General features: G+C 70.7%; 16 protein-coding genes. 11 read left to right on the forward strand and 5 right to left on the reverse strand.

Annotated elements, in window-relative coordinates:
- The 5 genes from nadB (at nt 1) to ASF68_RS04455 (ending at nt 4734) form a co-directional block, all read left to right on the forward strand.
- Entirely contained in the window at nt 1–1632 is a 1632-nt protein-coding gene (gene nadB / locus ASF68_RS04435) for an L-aspartate oxidase (RefSeq protein WP_082498482.1), read from the forward strand.
- On the forward strand, nt 1626–2477 hold the full coding sequence (gene nadC / locus ASF68_RS04440; protein ID WP_056007340.1) for a carboxylating nicotinate-nucleotide diphosphorylase: 852 nt from the start codon (nt 1626–1628) through the stop codon (nt 2475–2477). Before nadB ends, nadC begins: the two co-directional genes overlap by 7 nt.
- A 1-nt stretch (nt 2478) precedes the next feature.
- Nucleotides 2479–3621 carry a cysteine desulfurase family protein gene (locus ASF68_RS04445; RefSeq protein ID WP_056007343.1) on the forward strand — a complete coding sequence of 381 codons (1143 nt, stop codon included), beginning with the start codon at nt 2479–2481 and terminating at the stop codon, nt 3619–3621.
- Between the two features lie 107 nt (nt 3622–3728).
- Nucleotides 3729–3944: a hypothetical protein gene (locus ASF68_RS04450; RefSeq protein WP_056007346.1), complete on the forward strand. Its 216-nt coding sequence runs from the start codon at nt 3729–3731 to the stop codon at nt 3942–3944.
- A 220-nt stretch (nt 3945–4164) separates the two neighbouring features.
- Entirely contained in the window at nt 4165–4734 is a 570-nt protein-coding gene (locus ASF68_RS04455; protein ID WP_056007349.1) for a carboxymuconolactone decarboxylase family protein, read from the forward strand.
- A 13-nt stretch (nt 4735–4747) separates the two neighbouring features.
- Here ASF68_RS04455 and ASF68_RS04460 read toward each other — a convergent pair whose 3' ends face one another.
- A complete protein-coding gene (locus tag ASF68_RS04460) occupies nt 4748–6403 on the reverse strand; it encodes an ABC-F family ATP-binding cassette domain-containing protein (protein ID WP_056007351.1) in 1656 nt (551 codons plus the stop codon).
- A gap of 209 nt (nt 6404–6612) precedes the next feature.
- On the opposite strand from ASF68_RS04460, the gene ASF68_RS04465 reads away from it, so the two are divergent.
- Both ASF68_RS04465 and ASF68_RS04470 read left to right on the forward strand, forming a co-directional pair.
- On the forward strand, nt 6613–7896 hold the full coding sequence (locus ASF68_RS04465; protein ID WP_056007354.1) for an ice-binding family protein: 1284 nt from the start codon (nt 6613–6615) through the stop codon (nt 7894–7896).
- A 45-nt stretch (nt 7897–7941) separates the two neighbouring features.
- Entirely contained in the window at nt 7942–8289 is a 348-nt protein-coding gene (locus tag ASF68_RS04470) for a LysR family transcriptional regulator (RefSeq protein WP_056007356.1), read from the forward strand.
- A gap of 42 nt (nt 8290–8331) precedes the next feature.
- Here the strand turns inward: ASF68_RS04470 and ASF68_RS04475 are convergent, their stop codons facing one another.
- The gene (locus ASF68_RS04475) at nt 8332–9501 is read right to left on the reverse strand and encodes a hypothetical protein (RefSeq protein ID WP_056007359.1); all 1170 of its coding nucleotides are present in this window, start codon (nt 9499–9501) and stop codon (nt 8332–8334) included.
- Nucleotides 9502–9623: 122 nt separating this feature from the next.
- Between ASF68_RS04475 and ASF68_RS04480 the strand changes: the two genes are divergently transcribed.
- Together ASF68_RS04480 and ASF68_RS04485 are read left to right on the forward strand one after the other, a co-directional pair.
- Nucleotides 9624–10142 (forward strand): hypothetical protein, encoded by a 519-nt coding sequence (locus tag ASF68_RS04480; RefSeq protein WP_056007361.1) that lies wholly within the window; start codon nt 9624–9626, stop codon nt 10140–10142.
- Between the two features lie 50 nt (nt 10143–10192).
- On the forward strand, nt 10193–10906 hold the full coding sequence (locus ASF68_RS04485; protein ID WP_056007365.1) for a hypothetical protein: 714 nt from the start codon (nt 10193–10195) through the stop codon (nt 10904–10906).
- Nucleotides 10907–11080: 174 nt separating this feature from the next.
- Here the strand turns inward: ASF68_RS04485 and ychF are convergent, their stop codons facing one another.
- On the reverse strand, nt 11081–12154 hold the full coding sequence (ychF, locus tag ASF68_RS04490) for a redox-regulated ATPase YchF (protein WP_056007368.1): 1074 nt from the start codon (nt 12152–12154) through the stop codon (nt 11081–11083).
- A gap of 132 nt (nt 12155–12286) precedes the next feature.
- Here ychF and ASF68_RS04495 point away from each other — a divergent pair, with 132 nt between their 5' ends.
- Both ASF68_RS04495 and rmuC read left to right on the forward strand, forming a co-directional pair.
- Complete coding sequence (locus tag ASF68_RS04495; RefSeq protein ID WP_056007371.1) at nt 12287–12868, forward strand: exonuclease domain-containing protein; 582 nt, start codon at nt 12287–12289, stop codon at nt 12866–12868.
- A 58-nt stretch (nt 12869–12926) separates the two neighbouring features.
- On the forward strand, nt 12927–14324 hold the full coding sequence (gene rmuC / locus ASF68_RS04500; protein ID WP_082498483.1) for a DNA recombination protein RmuC: 1398 nt from the start codon (nt 12927–12929) through the stop codon (nt 14322–14324).
- A 78-nt stretch (nt 14325–14402) separates the two neighbouring features.
- Here the strand turns inward: rmuC and glpX are convergent, their stop codons facing one another.
- Entirely contained in the window at nt 14403–15401 is a 999-nt protein-coding gene (gene glpX, locus ASF68_RS04505) for a class II fructose-bisphosphatase (protein WP_056007374.1), read from the reverse strand.
- Nucleotides 15402–15451: 50 nt separating this feature from the next.
- Nucleotides 15452–16447, reverse strand: a complete 996-nt coding sequence (locus ASF68_RS04510; RefSeq protein WP_056007376.1) for a fructose-bisphosphatase class II — start codon at nt 16445–16447, stop codon at nt 15452–15454.
- Between the last annotated feature and the right edge of the window lie 20 nt (nt 16448–16467).

Consider the following 16467-nt stretch of genomic DNA (forward strand, 5'->3'; position numbering starts at 1 on the left):
ATGGCCAGGGTGCTCGTCGTCGGGAGCGGGATCGCGGGGCTCGTGGCCGCGATCCGTGCGAGCGAGCGTCACGAGGTCGTCGTCGTCACGAAGGACGTCCTCGGCCAGAGCAACACGCGGTACGCCCAGGGCGGGATCGCGGGCGTCATGTTCGACGACGACCGAGTCGAGGACCACGTCCGCGACACCCTGCTGGCGGGAGCGGGGCTCTGTGACGAGGCCGCGGTGCGCGTGCTCTGCTCCGAGGGTCCGGAGCGGATCCGGGAGCTCATCGCGTTCGGGGTGGCGTTCGACCGCGACGGCGAGCAGTTCGCGAAGGGGCTCGAGGCGGCGCACTCCTATCCCCGTGTCCTGCACGCGGGTGGAGATGCGACGGGTGCGGCGATCGAGACGGCACTCGTCCGGACGCTCGAGGCCCGCGGGGTCCCGGTCCTCGAGCACACCGTGCTCCTCGACCTCGACCTCCGAGACGGCGTCGCCGTCGGCGCCCACCTGTGGTCCGCCGAGCGTGGGCGCGTCACGCTCCCCGCGGAGCACGTCGTCCTCGCGACGGGCGGGGTCGGCCAGCTCTACCCATTCACCACCAACCCGTCCGTCGCGACCGGCGACGGCGCGGCTGTGGCGCTGCGGGCCGGGGCGGTCCTGGCAGACGTCGAGTTCGTCCAGTTCCACCCCACGGCCCTGACCACCCCGGAGCGCTTCCTCGTCTCGGAGGCGGTCCGTGGTGAGGGTGCGGTCCTCCGGGACGCCACGGGCCACCGGTTCATGCACCTGCTCCATCCCGACGCCGAGCTCGCACCGCGGGACGTCGTCGCGCGCGGGATCGCGCAGGCCATGGCGGCGCAGGGTGGCCGCCCGGTCACCCTGGATGCGACCGCGCTCGGGGCCGAACGGCTGGCCGAACGCTTCCCCGGCATCGACGCGCACGTCCGAGCGTCCGGGGTCGACTGGTCGACCACGCCCGTCGAGGTCGCTCCGGCCGCCCACTACTGGATGGGCGGCGTGGCCACCGATCTCGACGGCAGGACGACGGTCGCCGGGTTGTACGCGATCGGTGAGGTGGCTCGGACGGGCGTCCACGGGGCGAACCGACTCGCCTCGAACTCACTCCTCGAGGGTGCCGTCTTCGCCGCGCGAGCCGTCGCGGCGATCGACGCGTCCGGAAGCGGCGGTCCGATCGCCGGCCGTCCCGCACTCGGCTCCGTCACGATCGACCTCGAATCCACCGCCACCGCCTTCGACGGCACGACATCGGCCGCGCCGCCGTTCAGCCGCCGGGCCCTGCACGACCTCATGTGGCGGCATGCCGGGCTCGTCCGGAACGCGTCCGGCCTCGCCGAGGCGTCACAGACACTCGCGCGGTGGGCGTCCGGCTCGCCGAGCCACCCGACCCACGACGACGCGTCGGCGACCGCCGAGGATCGCAACCTCCTGCTGCTCGCGCGCGCCGTCGTCGCCGCGGCGTTGCAGCGCACCGAGTCGCGCGGCGCCCACGCACGGGACGACCACCCGGCGATCGACGTCGCCGAGGCCCGGCCGATCTCCGTCATCCTCGCTCCGGTGCCTGCACCGTCATCCTCCAGCCCGTCTCCCCTCCCGCTCCTGAACGGATCCGTGCTCTCGCCATGCTGACCCCTCGACTCATCGACACCGTCGTCTCCGCCGCTCTCGACGAGGACGCTCCCTGGGGCGACCTCACGGCCGACGCCCTCATCCCCGCAGCGGCCCAGGCGTCAGCGTCACTGAACGCCCGGGAGGCCGGCGTGTTCAGTGGCGCCGCGGTGTTCGAGGCCGCGTTCCGACTCACCGACCCGGGGATCAGCGTCGCGTTCCTCGTCGCCGACGGTGAGTCGTTCTCCGCCGGCGACACCATCGCGATGGTCTCCGGCCCGGCTCGGGCGGTGCTCACCGCCGAGCGGGTCGCCCTCAACTTCGTGCAACGGATGAGCGGGATCGCGACGATGACGGCGGCCTACGTCAGCGCCGTATCCGACACCCGGGCGCGCATCGTCGACACCCGGAAGACCACGCCAGGCCTCCGCGCCTTCGAACGGCACGCGGTCCGGTCGGGTGGCGGGCGCAACCATCGGCACTCGCTGTCGGACGCCGTCATGGTGAAGGACAACCATCTCGCGGTGCTGCTCGAGCGCGGCCTCACGGTCACCGAGGCGTTGCTGCGGGCGCGCGAGGAGCTCCCCCACACGACGAGCATCGAGGTCGAGGTCGACCGGCTCGACCAGATCGAGGCCGTGCTGGCCGCCGGTGTCGACACGATCATGCTCGACAACTTCACCCTCGACGAGCTCCGCGAGGGGGTCGCGCTCATCGCCGGCCGGGCGGTCGTCGAGGCGAGCGGCAACGTGACCCTGGCGACGGTCCGCGACATCGCCGCGACCGGGGTCGACGTGATCTCGTCGGGGGCGCTCACCCACAGCGTGCGGTCGCTGGACCTCGGCCTCGACGTGTCGGTGGACTGAGGTGCTGTACCTCGACAACGCCGCGACGACACCTGTCCGGCGGGAGGTGATCGAGGCCATGTGGCCGTACCTGACGACCACCTTCGGCAACCCGTCGAGCCACCACACCGTCGGTGAGGCGGCCGCCGCCGGACTCGACGACGCCCGCCGCCGCATCGCGACGGTGCTCGGCACCCGCCCCGGCGACATCGTCTTCACCGCCGGCGGGACGGAGGCGGACAACCTGGCCGTGAAGGGCCTCACGCTCGGCTCGATCACGCGCGGCCGGCACGTCGTCACCTCGGCCGTCGAGCACGAGGCCGTCGCAGAGTCCTTCGCCTACCTGCGGCGCTTCCACGACGTCGAGGTCACGACGCTGCCGGTGGACCACACGGGCCGCGTCGATCCGGAGGAGTTCGGGGCTGCGCTCCGGCCGGACACCGTCCTCGCGAGCATCATGGCCGCGAACAACGAGATCGGCACGATCCAGGACCTCGCCGCCCTCGGCACGATCGCGCGAGCCGCACGGGTACCCCTGCACACCGACGCCGTCCAGGCGGCGGGATGGCTCCCGCTCGGGCTCGATCGGCTGGGCGTCGACGCCCTCAGCCTGTCCGGACACAAGCTCGGCGCTCCCAAGGGGGTCGGGCTGCTGGCCGTCCGCGGCGCGCTCCCCCTCGAGCCGCTCGTCCATGGCGGCGGGCAGGAGCGCGGGCGACGGAGCGGGACGGAGAACGTCGCCGCAGCCGTCGGCCTCGCCACCGCCGTCGAACTCGCCGAACAGGAACGACTCGGTGCCACCGAACGCGTCACCCTCCTGCGCGACGCCTTCATCGCGCGGGTCCTGCAGGAGGTCCCCGGTGCGCGACTCACCGGTCATCCCGAGCACCGCCTGCCCGGCATCGCCTCGTTCGTCTTCCCGGGGACGAGCGGCGAGGCGGTCCTCCTCGAACTCGAACGCCGAGGCGTCGTGTCGTCGAGTGGCTCCGCGTGTGCCGCCGGCAGTGACGAACCGTCCGCCGTCCTGCTCGCCATCGGCGTCGAACCGACGGTCGCGCAGACGGCCGTACGTCTCAGCTGCACGACATCCGTCACTGCGCGGGAACTCGACGATGCGGCGAGCGCCGTGGTCGCCGCCGTCGCCGCCGTGGCCGCACTCGGTTGACGAGGGTCTAGCCCCGTTCAGCTGGGAACACAACCGGTTGTCGCCGTCCGGGCGGTTCGGCAGGGTGGATCCTGTGACCGAGACTCGGGAGCAGAGACGGAGCTGACATGGGATTCCTGGACAACGCCAAGGACGCGGCTGAGGCGACCGGTCGGAAGATCGGCGAAGCCGTCGAGGACACGAAGGAACGTCTCGGCGACAAGGTCGACGAGGCCAAGGCCGACGCGAAGGTGAAGCAGGCGGAGGCCGACGTCAAGAAGGCCGAGGCCGAACGCGACTCCACCGAGGCGAAGAACGACTACAAGGAGCAGCTGCGCGACTGACGCGCTCTCCCCCTGAACGACGAGGACCCCGCCTGGCGAACGCCGCGGGGTCCTCGCTCATGCGTGGGGTGTGGGTCTCCCGGCGACAGACGGGCCTGGTGAGGTCGACGTGATCGCCGACGTCCGGCGGAAGGCGTGCTGACAGCGCCTGTGTCGAGTGCCATCATGAGAGGTAGCCGCGGACGCCCGGCCCGCGACCCGTTCCGGCGAGGTGGCCGACATGTCGATCCTGCGAACCATTCCCGAAGCCGATGCCGATGCGACGACGGCCGCGCTGTACGACGACGACATCGCCGACCAGGGCTTCGTCGCTGCGCACACGAAGGTGATGGCGTTGAACCCCGAGGCGTACGCCGCTTGGGAGGCGCTGATCGGGACGATCGCCCGGCCGCTCGGCAAGCGACGCTACGAGCTCGTGACGCTCGCCGCGGCGCGAGGGACACGGTCACGACATTGCCGTCTCGCTCACGGCAGGAAGTCGCTTTCCCTGTTCAGCGAAGACCAGCTCGTGCGCATCGCAACCGACTATCGTGACGCCGGCCTGAGCCCCGCTGAGGTTGCGATGATGGCCTTCGCGGAACGGGTGGGTCGCGACTCGGACCGGATGACCGACGCCGACAGCCTGACCCTGCGCGAGCACGGCTTCTCCGATCGGGAGATCCTCGACATCGCCCTCGCCGCTGCCGCCCGCAACTATTACAGCCGGGCGCTCCAGGCACTTGCGGTCGACGTCGACGTTCCTCACGACATCGGACCCGAACTGCGCGACGCACTCGTGCAGGGCCTCTGAGCCCCGCCGAGCACTAGTGCTCCGTGACCTGCCCCGCCTCGACGACCCAACGGCGCTCGATGCGGACGGTGTCGAGCATGCGTCGGTCGTGGGTCACGAGCAGGAGCGTCCCCTCGTAGCTCTCGAGCGCCTCCTCGAGCTGTTCGATGGCGGCGAGGTCGAGGTGGTTCGTCGGTTCGTCGAGGACGAGCAGGTTCACGCCGGTGGCCTGCAGCACGGCGAGCCCGGCTCTGGTGCGCTCTCCCGGCGACAGCTCGTCGACCGGGCGGTTGACGTGGTCGGCCTTCAACCCGAACTTGGCCAGCAACGTCCGGACCTCCCCCGGCGACAGTTCGGGCACGATCGCCTCGAACCGGTCCGCGAGCGGCTCCGAGCCGACGAGCAGTGAGCGAGCCTGGTCGATCTCGCCGATGCGCACACTCGATCCGAGGCTCGCCGTGCCCTCGTCGGGCGTCCGGCGGCCGAGCAGCGTCGCGAGCAGCGTCGACTTCCCCGCACCGTTCGGACCGGTGATGCCGATCCGGTCGCCGACGTTCACCTGGAGCGACAGCGGACCGAGCCGGAAGTCGCCCTGCTGCACCACGGCCTGCGACAGGGTCGCGACCACCGTGCTCGAGCGCGGTGCGCTCCCGATGGTGAACTGCAGCTGCCACTCCTTGCGAGGTTCCTCCACCTCGTCGAGGCGGGCGATGCGGCTCTCCATCTGGCGGACCTTCTGCGCCTGCTTCTCGGAGGACTCCGCTGAGGCCTTCCGGCGGATCTTGTCGTTGTCCGGTGCCTTCTTCATGGCGTTGCGGACGCCCTGGCTGGACCACTCCCGCTGCACCCGAGCACGGCCGACGAGGTCCGCCTTCTTGTCCGCGAACTCGTCGTACGCGTCGCGGGCATGCCGTCTGGCGACCTCGCGTTCCTCGAGGTAGGCCTCGTACCCACCGCCGAAGACGCGGTTGCTCTGCTGCGCGAGGTCGAGCTCGAGCACGCGGGTGACGCAGCGGGCGAGGAACTCGCGGTCATGGCTGACGAGCACGACGCCGCCGCGGAGCCCCTGCACGAAGCGTTCGAGTCGTTCCAGACCGTCGAGGTCGAGGTCGTTCGTCGGTTCGTCGAGCAGCACGATGTCGAAGCGCGACAGCAGGAGCGCGGCGAGTCCGACCCGGGCGGCCTGACCTCCGGACAGCGACGTCATCATGGTGGACGACACGTCGGCGTCGAGGTCCAGTCCGAGGTCGGCGAGCACCGCCGGGATCCGTTCCTCGAGGTCGGCTGCGCCGCTCGCCAGCCAACGGTCGAGGGCGGCGGAGTAGACGTCGGCCGGGTCCTCGCCGGCCTGGGGCGGTTCGGCGAGCGCCGCCGCCGCCGCGTCCATCGCCTCGGTCGCTGCGGCACACCCGGTGCGTCGGGCGATGTACGCGGCGACGCTTTCACCGACGACGCGCTCGTGTTCCTGCGGGAGGGATCCGACGAAGGCGTCCGACGGCGACAGGGTGATCGTGCCGGCCTGCGGTTCGAGGGAGCCGCCGAGCATCTGGAGCAGCGTGGACTTACCGGCCCCGTTCATCCCGACGACGCCGATGACGTCACCCGGCGCGACCGTCAGATCCAGGCTGTCGAACAGGGTGCGGTGGCCATGTCCGCCGGCGAGGCCTTGGGCGACGAGCGTTGCAGTCATCCTGCAATCGTCTCATTCCGGCGGACGAACCCTGACCGTTCATTCCGCGCCAGGCGCGCGCGTGCGCCCGCATAGCACAACATCACGATTGAGTACAATCCACCCCGCTACGGGTCGCGGCACCCCCCATTGGTGTTACACAGGGAGCAGTTGCGGTTGATGTCGCCATCCTCTTGGCTTCGCGCCCCTCCCACACGGAAGGGGCACGCATGCGCCTCGAATTCTCTCCACCCACCCGATGCGCCAGACCCGGTCGCCTGCGCACTCGCCTCTTCGGTGCAGCGGCAATCGTCACCGTCGGGCTCCTGGCCATCGGTACCGCACCCGCGAACGCCGCGACCACGATCGACGGCCCGATCTTCCTCGGCACGGCTGCCGATTACGGCGTCCTCGCATCCTCGGCCATCACCAACACCGGCGCGACCACGATCAACGGAGACCTCGGGCTGAGCCCGGACAGCTCCGTGACGGGCTTCCCGCCGGGCATCGTCAACGGCACCCAGAACGTGACGAACGAGCCCGCCGCCCTCGCGAAGGACGACCTCCTCACCGCGATGGGCGTCGCCTCCAGCCTCACGCCAGACCCCCAGCAGGTCGGCGATCTCACCGGCCTCGACCTCGACCCCGGCGTCTACGCCGGCGGAGAGATCTCCCTCACCGGGAACGTGACGCTCACCGGCACTGCTGAGTCGGTCTGGGTCTTCCAGGCGGCCAGCACCCTGAAGACCGGCACCAGCTCCTCGGTCACCCTCGTCGGCGGCGCGAGCGCCTGCAACGTGTTCTGGCGCGTCGGCAGCTCGGCCACCCTCGACGGCGGCGGGCCCTTCGTCGGTACGATCCTCGCGGACGCGTCGATCTCCACGGGATCCGGCACGGTCGTCGAAGGACGCCTGCTCGCGTCCACCGGCGCGGTCACGCTCATCAACACCGTGATCACCCGTCCTGTCGGCTGTGACGACGGCAGCGGATCTGAAGTGACGACGAGCCCCGAGATCACCTCGGCTCCTCTGCCCGGAGGGACGGTCGGCACGACGTACGACAGCACGGTCACCTCGACCGGTAGCCCGGACGCCACCTACACCGTCACCTCGGGTGCCCTTCCCCCGGGTCTCGTCCTCGACAGTGTGACCGGCACCGTGAGCGGCACCCCGACGACTCCCGGCAGCTACCCCGTCACCGTCACCGCCAGTAACGGCACCGCACCCGACGACACGATCGAATCGACGATCGTGATCCAGCCCTTGGTGCCGCCGGTCGTCGTCCCTCCGGTCGTCACCCCGCCCGTGGTCACCCCGGTGATCCCGCCGGTCTCCCCGCCGGTGAACGCCCAGCCGAACACCCCGACGGTCCCGGTCAGCGACATCGACCGCCTGGCTGAAACGGGTGTGAACGGGACGCTCATCGTGGCCGTCGGTGCATCTCTGCTGCTGCTCGGCATCCTCGTCGCCGTCGGCTCGGTGTTCCTCCGCCGCCGTCGCGCAATGGACAACTGATCCACGCTGGTCTGTGGTCCGACGCCGCCCCCGTAGGCTGAGGGCATGGACCACAAGCAGCTGCGCTCCTTCGTCGCCTCCGCGGAAACGCTCCACTTCGCGAAGGCGGCGAAGGAGCTTGGTGTGCCACGCAGCACCGTCGTCGCCGATGTCCGGAAGCTCGAGGAGATCCTCGGCGCGGAGCTGTTCGCCCGCGACGTCGAATCCACCCAGCTGACCGATGCCGGCTCCGCGTTCCTCATCGACGCCCGGCGCCAGCTCGACGCCTCGGCTGCGGCCGCCGCCAAGTCGGCTCCGGCCCCGGGCGGCAAGGCCAAGGCGAACAAGGGCAAGGGCCGCGCTCCGAAGGTCAAGGGCGAGCCGCTGCCGTACAAGAAGCGCCAGGGTCGCTGAGCCCGAGGCCGTTCGGCAAGCCCCGGCTGCAAGGGAGCTCGGTCAGCGATCGAGCGACTCGGACTCGGTGTGCGCGAGCCGCAGGAGTTCACCACGCCGCTCCGCCTCGCCCCTCGCCGACCGTGCCGCGGCCGTGAGCCTGGCGACGGGAAGCGGCGGTTCAGGATCGATCGCGGCGCCGAGTTTCGCGGCGCCGGCAAACCCGTCGAGGTGCACGACGACCGCCTCCCGGTACCCGGCTGCGATACCGGTGGAGAGGTCACGCAGGCCCGCCACACCGACGGGCCCGTCCTCGACCGCCATCGCGACGAGCACGATCCCCCCGCGCACGCGGGTGCAGACGGCGCCCGACGGGAGCTCACGGAACACGGCCTCGGCGAGCAGCGCCTCGAGTTCTCCGGCCGAAGCCAGACCGTAGGCACGCCGCAGGTCCCCGTACCCGTCGATGGCCACCTCGACGACGGCGAGCCGTTCGCCCGGCTCGAGCGTCGTCCGGAGCGCGGTCGCCTCGACTTCGAAGGCCCGGCGACCCACGGTGCGGATGCCCTCGCGTTCGGAGGCGAGCCGCTCCTTGCGCTCCCATGAGCGGAGCAGGACGAGGCCGACGGCGACCAGGACCACGAAGACGAGGTTCAGGTAGGTCACGAAGGCGGTGCCGAAGATCCGCTCGAACGCCTCCGAATGCGGACCCGCAGCGATATACACCACCAGGCGGACCGCGGTGAACGCCGCGTGCAGGCTGAGGACGATCACGAGCACGAGCGACGCCGAGGCCGTTCGCATCCGACCGCGTCGGGCCTCGAACACCACCAGCAGCGACAGGACGATCAGCGAGCCGAGCCGGGCGATCGTGCCGGCCCACTCGGGATCGTCGGTGGGGTCCAGGACGGCCGAGAGCGCCGTCACGCCGACGACGAGCGTTCCGAGGAGCACCAGGCTGCGTCGTCCGTTGAACAGCCGACAGCCCACCCACAGGGCGGCGATCGCGGCGACCATCGAGGCGTTGGCGATGGCGACGATCCACACGGAGTCACCGTTGAGGGTGGCGGCGAGGTAGCTGACCGCCGAGAGGAGCGTCGTGGCAAACCCGGACATCCAGGCGGCCATGTGGCGGCCGGCGAGGGTGCGCGCGCTGTCGAGCGCGTAGAAGATCCCGCACGCGGCGCAGACGATCACTGCGACGACCAGCATGCTCGCCAGATCGATCGTCACCGCTTGCCTCCTGGAGGCGCCGGTTCGCGTGACGCCTTATCGAGCGTACCGCCCGTTTCGGCCCGCGGCGCGGCAGTGCGCGGCCGTCGCGGTGTGCACGTGTGACGTGCCACCATCGATCCATGCGTGCATCGCCTGTCCGACCGGTCGCCGTCCGTGCGACCGCGTTCCGCGGCACGTCCCGATGGCGGCGACGGCCGGTACGGTTCGTCGGCTACGACGCGCTCCTGCCGAACGGATCCGTCCAGTTCGACGTGGATCTCGCCTGGGGCATGCCCGCGCATCCGGCGGATGCCTCCACCCGCGACGTGAACGTCCATGACCGCTGCCCCGAGGTCGGAGCCGGGCCGTGGGTCGACGGGTTCGGGCGAGCCGTCGACGGGCCCGTCGACGCCGGACCACCGCTCAGCGCGCGGCGCCGAGCGCGCCCGCGACCCACCGACCTGCCCCGTCGCCGCGCGTCGGCGAAGTCCGGGCGCCGCTGGCGCGCCGGGCTCGGCGTGGCCGCGATCGGCCTCGGCATCCTGATCGTCGTCGGGCCGCTCCGCGACACCCCCGCGGGCTTTGTCGGGGTGGTCTGCGCCCTCGCCGGGCTCGCAGCCCTCCTGGACTTGATCCCCCGCGCCGGACGCTGGTGGTGACCGAGGAGCCAACGCCTCCGGCCGTCGGCGGTTGCCGGGAAGATAGAGCTATGACAGATCCGAGCGAGGAGTTCCGTTTCTTCGAGGACGCCCTTCGACTCCTCGGCAACGACGTGCAGTCCGATCTCGCCTCTCGAGGATGGGCGGTCACCGACCTCAGGGTCCCCGACGGCCAGCCTCTCGAGTGGTTCTGGCCTCCGACGGCACCGGTCGGTTACGGCGGTCTGCCGGACTGGAGCGACGAGGTCATGCGGCGCCGGCCACAGATGCACGGACCGCGACACACCCCGTGGCGGGTACCGACCAGAATCACGAACACCATGAACGGGTGGCGAGTCGAGTACGGCGAGGCGATCGCCCAGGAACCGGATGCGGTGGCGGGATACGCGGACGACGCGTCGCTCCTCGCAGACCTCGAACGCATCGAGTGCTGGCCGATGAACCTCGACGAGGCTCGCCTGATCCGGAGGGAACGCCTCTTCGCCGTCACCACGGCGCTCGCGCAGGATGCCCACTACCAGGGCTTCACGGTGACCGAGCCGTACAGCAGCCGCATCAGCGCCATCCGACCTCACCTGATGTTCGAACGGAGTCGCGCTGTCGGACTCGCTGACACCGCCCCTCCTTCAACTCCTCGCCCGCGAGGTGACCTTGCCGCGCACATGAATCTGATCGACGCCGAGGCGTGGGCGTCCGCAGTGCGCACGGCGCGCGCCGGCGGCGAGGGGTGGGGCGTCAGCGGTCCCGAAAGGCCGCGCGTGTAGATCTCATCTGCCGACCTGCATGCGGGACGCATCCAGAACGGTGACCGGCTTGCGGGTCGACCCAGTCATGATCGTCCAGCCGCTCCACCTCGTGCTTCGCCTGCTCGGCTGTGACACGGAGCGGTTCCGGCTCAAGGCTCCTGACCGACGAGGGACGCTTCTTGCAGCCCTCACCTACACGTTGAAGCGGAACTCCACGACGTCGCCGTCCTGCATGACGTAGTCCTTGCCCTCCATGCGGGCCTTGCCCTTGGAGCGGGCCTCGGCGACGGAGCCGGTCTCGACCAGGTCGTCGAAGGAGATGACCTCCGCCTTGATGAAGCCCTTCTCGAAGTCCGTGTGGATCACCCCGGCAGCCTGCGGTGCCTTCGCACCCTGCGGGATCGTCCACGCGCGCGACTCCTTCGGACCTGCGGTGAGGTAGGTCTGCAGGCCGAGCGTCGAGAAGCCGATGCGGGCGAGCTGGTCGAGACCGGACTCGGTCTGGCCGGTCGACTCGAGCATCTCGCGGGCGTCGTCCTCATCGAGGTCGACGAGCTCCGACTCGAGCTTCGCGTCGAGAAACACGGCCTTCGCCGGCGCGACGAGCGCGGCGAGCTCGTCGAGCTTGCCCTGGTCCTGGAGGACGTCCTCGTCGACGTTGAACACGTAGATGAACGGCTTGGCCGTGAGGAGGCCGAGCTCCTTGATGGGCGCGAGGTCGATCTTCGTCGCCGAGAGCGGGGTGCCGGCGTTCAGCGCGTCCTGCGCCTCCTTGGCGGCCGTGAGCACGGAGGGGTCGAGCTTCTTGCCCTTGACCTCCTTCTCGAACCGGGTGACGGCCTTCTCGAGGGTCTCGAGGTCGGCGAGGATCAGCTCCGTGTTGATCGTCTCCATGTCGGAGGCCGGGTTCACGTCGCCGTCGACGTGCACGACGTCGGGGTCGGCGAAACCGCGGACGACCTGCGCGATGGCGTCGGCCTCACGGATGTTGGCGAGGAACTTGTTTCCGAGCCCCTCCCCCTCGCTCGCGCCCTTGACGATGCCGGCGATGTCGACGAAGGACACCGCGGCGGGCAGGATGCGCTCGCTACCGAAGATCTCGGCGAGCTTGCCGAGTCGGGCGTCGGGCAGTTCGACCACGCCGACGTTCGGCTCGATCGTCGCGAACGGATAGTTCGCTGCGAGCACGTTGTTGCGCGTGAGCGCATTGAACAGGGTGGACTTGCCGACGTTGGGCAGGCCGACGATGCCGAGAGTAAGAGCCACGAGGGTCTATCGTACGCGGCCGAGACGGCCCGTGCGTCGCCGCTCGGATCGGGCGACGGATCGGGCCGGTCGATCGGGCGTGACGCGGCGAGCCGACCGGGCGGTGTCGGACCCTGGTGCGAGGGTGAGGACGTGCCACTGGATTTCACCGCCATCGACTTCGAGACCGCGAACTCGTCATCCGCCTCCGCCTGCAGCGTGGGCCTCGTCCGCGTGCGGGACGGCATCGTCGTCGACCGCGCGGGCTGGCTCATCCGGCCCCCGGCCGGACACGACGCATTCCTCGAGTGGAACACCCGCATCCACGGCATCGTCGCGAGCGACGTCCTCGGAGCAGCGGGGTGGGCCGAGCAACTCGACGCGCTCCTCGACTTCGCGCAGGACGACGCGCTCGTCGCGCACAATGCCGGCTTCGACATGGGCGTGATCCGCGGCGGATGCGCGGCGACCGGGCTCGACTGCCCCGAGCTCAGCTACCTCTGCAGCCTCAACGTGGCCCGCAAGACCTACCAGCTCGACTCCTACCGGCTCCCCGTCGCGGCCCTCGCCGCCGGGTTCGACGACTTCCAGCACCACGACGCCACGGGCGACGCCGAGGCCTCCGCACACATCATCATCCACGCCGCCGCCCGCCACGGTGCCTCCTCCATCGCCGAACTCGCCCAGCTCACGAGCGTGAAGATCGGGCGGATCGGCACGGCCGTCGCCGCCTGACGGTCCGGCCGCCGCGCGGCCTCCGATCGATGTCGGCGGCCCACGACACACTGAGGACATGGACAGCGCACTCGCCCTCGGGATCGGCCTCCTCATCGGACTCGTCATCGGCGCGGCCGTCATGGTGATCCTGCTGCAACGCCGGAACGGCGGAGCGACGATCGACCCCGCGCTCCTGGAGGCGAGACACGCCGCCCAGCTGGCCGACGTCCGTGGTCAGCAGGCCCAGCTCCTCGCCGAGTCCTCGGCGCAAGAGGCCGACATCCGGGCCGCCCTCCGCGCCGAGCTGGCCGCGCTCGACGCCACGGCCGACGGACTCGGGCGCGAACTGCAGACCCAGCGCGAGCAGTACCGCGAACTCCTCGAACGCCAACGCGCGGATGCCGAGCGACGCTCGCAGCAGGAGCACGAGGAGAGCCAGGTCCTCCAGGCCCTCGCCCCCGTCCAGCACAGCCTCGAACACATGCAGGCGAAGGTCGCAGAACTCGAACAGCAGCGCAGCCGCCAGCACGGCGAACTCGCCCAGCAGCTGAAGACGGCCTCCGAGTCGGAGGAACGACTGCGCTCGACGACGGAGTCGCTCGCCTCAGCGCTCCGCAACAACGCGACCCGTGGCGTCTGGGGCGAGACCCAGCTCCGGAACGTCGTGGAGGCGGCCGGGCTCACCCAGCGCGTCGACTTCGACCTCCAGTCGAGCATCACCTCCGACAACGGCACTGGCCGACCCGACATGGTCGTGCGCCTCCCCGGCGGTAAGTCCATCGCCGTGGACGCGAAGGTCCCGTTCGCGCAGTACCTCGAAGCCAGCACCATCCCGGTGACGGCGACGGGCGAGGAGGCCGCTCGACGCACAGCGCTCCTCGCGCAGCACGTGAAGGCGGTGCGGTCGCACGTCGACGCGCTGTCCGCCAAGGGGTACTGGCGCGGTCTCGAGTCGAGCCCGGAGTTCGTCATCTGCTTCATCCCGAGCGAGTCACTCCTCGCGGCCGCCCTCGAGGCCGACGCGAGTCTGCTCGACTACGCCTTCGGCAAGCGGGTGGCGCTCGCCTCCCCCGTCAACCTCTGGGCGGTGCTCAAGACGGTCGCGTTCACCTGGCAGCAGGACGTCCTCACGGAGGACGCCAAGCGGCTGTTCGATCTCGGCAAGGAGCTCTACCAGCGGTTGTCCACGCTGTCGGACCACGCCGACCGCCTGCGCCGTTCCATCGAGAGCACCGTCACGAACTACAACCAGTTCGCGTCCTCGTTCGAGACCCGGGTGCTCGTCACGGCCCGCAAGCTCGACGCCCTCGACGAGGCCACGGTCATCGGGCAGGTGAGCCAGAGCGACGCGTCGCCGAAACGCCTCACCGCACCGGAGGCACAGCCGGCACCTGAAGCACAATCGTCACCCGAGCCGTCGCCCCCGGAACCGAGCGAGCTCGAGGCGCGCCTGGCCCACCGGCTGCAGGACTGACCACGCCTGCCCCGAACGACGAAGCGCCCGGCCCCACCGAGAGGAGGGACCGGGCGCTTCACGCTGGACGAGGAGCGGCTAGAGCCACTTCGCCGCGAGGTGGTCGGCCTCGACGCGGCGGATGGTGCCGGAGCGCGACCGCAGGACGAGGCTCTCCGTGCGGATGATCGGGCCCTTACGCTGGACGCCGTCGACGAGCTCACCGTGGGTGACGCCCGTCGCGACGAAGTAGGTGTTGTCGCCACGGACGAGGTCGTTCGCCCCGAGGACGCGATCGAGGTCGTGACCGGCCGCGATGGCGCGCTCGCGCTCCGCGTCGTCCTTCGGCATGAGCTTGCCCTGGATGAGCCCGCCGAGCGCCTTCACGGCACACGCCGTGATGATGCCCTCTGGGGTGCCGCCGATACCGACGCACATGTCGATGCGCGAGTCGTACCGTGCGGCGTTGATGCCGCCCGCGACGTCGCCGTCGAGGAGGAGACGCGTCCCGGCGCCGGCGGCCCGGATCTCCTCGATGAGCTCCGCGTGACGCGGCCGGTCGAGGACGGCGACACGGATGTCCTCGGGCTGCTTGCCCTTGGCCTTGGCGAGCTCACGGATGTTGTCGCCGATGGACTGGCTGATGTCGACGACGCCGATGCCGTCGGAACCCGTGACGATCTTGTCCATGTAGAACACGGCCGAGGGGTCGAACATGCTGCCGCGGTCGGACACCGCGATGACCGAGAGCGCGTTCTGACGTCCGGCAGCTGTGAGGCTCGTCCCGTCGATCGGGTCGACCGCGATGTCGCAGGACGGGCCGCGACCATTGCCGACGTGTTCGCCGTTGAACAGCATGGGCGCTTCGTCCTTCTCGCCCTCACCGATCACGACCACGCCGTCGAAGTTGACGGTGCCGAGGAAGGCACGCATCGCGTCGACGGCGGCACCGTCGGCGGCGTTCTTGTCGCCGCGACCGATGAACGGCGCCGCACGGATGGCGGCCGCCTCCGTCGCTCGGACGAGCTCCATGGCGAGGTTGCGGTCGGGCTGCAGATAGTGGGAGCCGGTTTCAGGCTGGGTCACTGGATCCTCCATGGATCGCTCGCCTCGTGGGACACGACGCTTCGGTGGATGAGGGTTTCAGCCTAGCGAACAGGGCTGGGAAGGCCTCGGGGCGTGTCGGGATCGAGGCGCTTCCGTGACCTCGTGAGCGGGCTGCCCGGTCCGACGACGACCGACTCCACCGTGACACCACCGTCCGCGTCGAGGCTCACCCCGGCGAGTTCGGCCCCGGCGGCGAGCGCCGTCGAGGTGACGGCGCTGAGGAGCAACCACGCGTCAGCGGTGCAGAGTTCGTCGAGCGGCACCTCGCGGGCGAGGTCGACGCCGACCTCGACGAGTCGCGTGTGTTCCGAGGGCGACTGAGGAGCGAACCGCGCCGTCATCCAGCCACCGAGCGCTCGCACCGCGGCGGCCGTCAGGATGCCTTCGGGGGCTCCGCCGATCCCGAGGAGCAGGTCGAGGTCGCCGTCGGCCGCCGCGGCGCGGAGCGACAGCGCGACGTCGCCGTCCGCGAAACCGACCAGCTCGGCCCCGGCGGCGCGCACGGCCTGCGCGGTCGCGGCGTTCCGCGGACGGTCCTGGACGGCGACCCGCAGGGTCGAGACCGGGCGACCGAGGCTGGTGGCGAGCCGGTCGAGCGTCACCGCGACGGGGTCCGCGAGGGACAGCCCTCGACCCGCGTCCGCCGCGACGAGCTTCTCGAGGTAGTAGGCCGGTCCGATGTCGAACATGGCGCCGCGCGGGGCGACCGCGATGACGGCGACGGAGTCAGGCCTGCCGGTGGCCGCGAGCTTCGTGCCGTCCACCGGGTCGACGGCGAGGTCGATCGCGGGGCCGACACCGGTCCCGAACCGCTCGCCCACGAAGAGCATGGGCGCCTGGTCCTTCTCGCCCTCCCCCACCACGACGCGGCCGTCGACGGCCAACGGTTCGAGTGCCCGACGAAGCGCGTCGACGGCCACCCCGTCGATCCGCATGCCGTCGCCGCCACCCACGAGACCCGCGACCGCGACCGCCGCCGCCCTTGTCGCATCGAGGAAGCCGTCGAGGAGGTCGGTGTCCGGAGTGCGCTCGGTCATGTCCTCATCGTGCCCTATGC

This window comes from Plantibacter sp. Leaf314, from assembly GCF_001423185.1.
GTDB lineage: Bacteria > Actinomycetota > Actinomycetes > Actinomycetales > Microbacteriaceae > Plantibacter.

Bases quoted from the DNA above. Each gene is read 5' to 3' on its own strand.
- ASF68_RS04470 (WP_056007356.1), top strand. From the start codon at position 7,942: ATGGACCACAAGCAGCTGCGCTCCTTCGTCGCCTCCGCGGAAACGCTC.
- nadC (WP_056007340.1), top strand. From the start codon at position 1,626: ATGCTGACCCCTCGACTCATCGACACCGTCGTCTCCGCCGCTCTCGAC.
- nadB (WP_082498482.1), top strand. From the start codon at position 1: ATGGCCAGGGTGCTCGTCGTCGGGAGCGGGATCGCGGGGCTCGTGGCC.
- ASF68_RS04485 (WP_056007365.1), top strand. From the start codon at position 10,193: ATGACAGATCCGAGCGAGGAGTTCCGTTTCTTCGAGGACGCCCTTCGA.
- ASF68_RS04465 (WP_056007354.1), top strand. From the start codon at position 6,613: ATGCGCCTCGAATTCTCTCCACCCACCCGATGCGCCAGACCCGGTCGC.
- ASF68_RS04510 (WP_056007376.1), bottom strand. From the start codon at position 16,447: ATGACCGAGCGCACTCCGGACACCGACCTCCTCGACGGCTTCCTCGAT.
- ASF68_RS04450 (WP_056007346.1), top strand. From the start codon at position 3,729: ATGGGATTCCTGGACAACGCCAAGGACGCGGCTGAGGCGACCGGTCGG.
- glpX (WP_056007374.1), bottom strand. From the start codon at position 15,401: ATGGAGGATCCAGTGACCCAGCCTGAAACCGGCTCCCACTATCTGCAG.
- ASF68_RS04480 (WP_056007361.1), top strand. From the start codon at position 9,624: ATGCGTGCATCGCCTGTCCGACCGGTCGCCGTCCGTGCGACCGCGTTC.
- ASF68_RS04460 (WP_056007351.1), bottom strand. From the start codon at position 6,403: ATGACTGCAACGCTCGTCGCCCAAGGCCTCGCCGGCGGACATGGCCAC.
- ASF68_RS04455 (WP_056007349.1), top strand. From the start codon at position 4,165: ATGTCGATCCTGCGAACCATTCCCGAAGCCGATGCCGATGCGACGACG.
- rmuC (WP_082498483.1), top strand. From the start codon at position 12,927: ATGGACAGCGCACTCGCCCTCGGGATCGGCCTCCTCATCGGACTCGTC.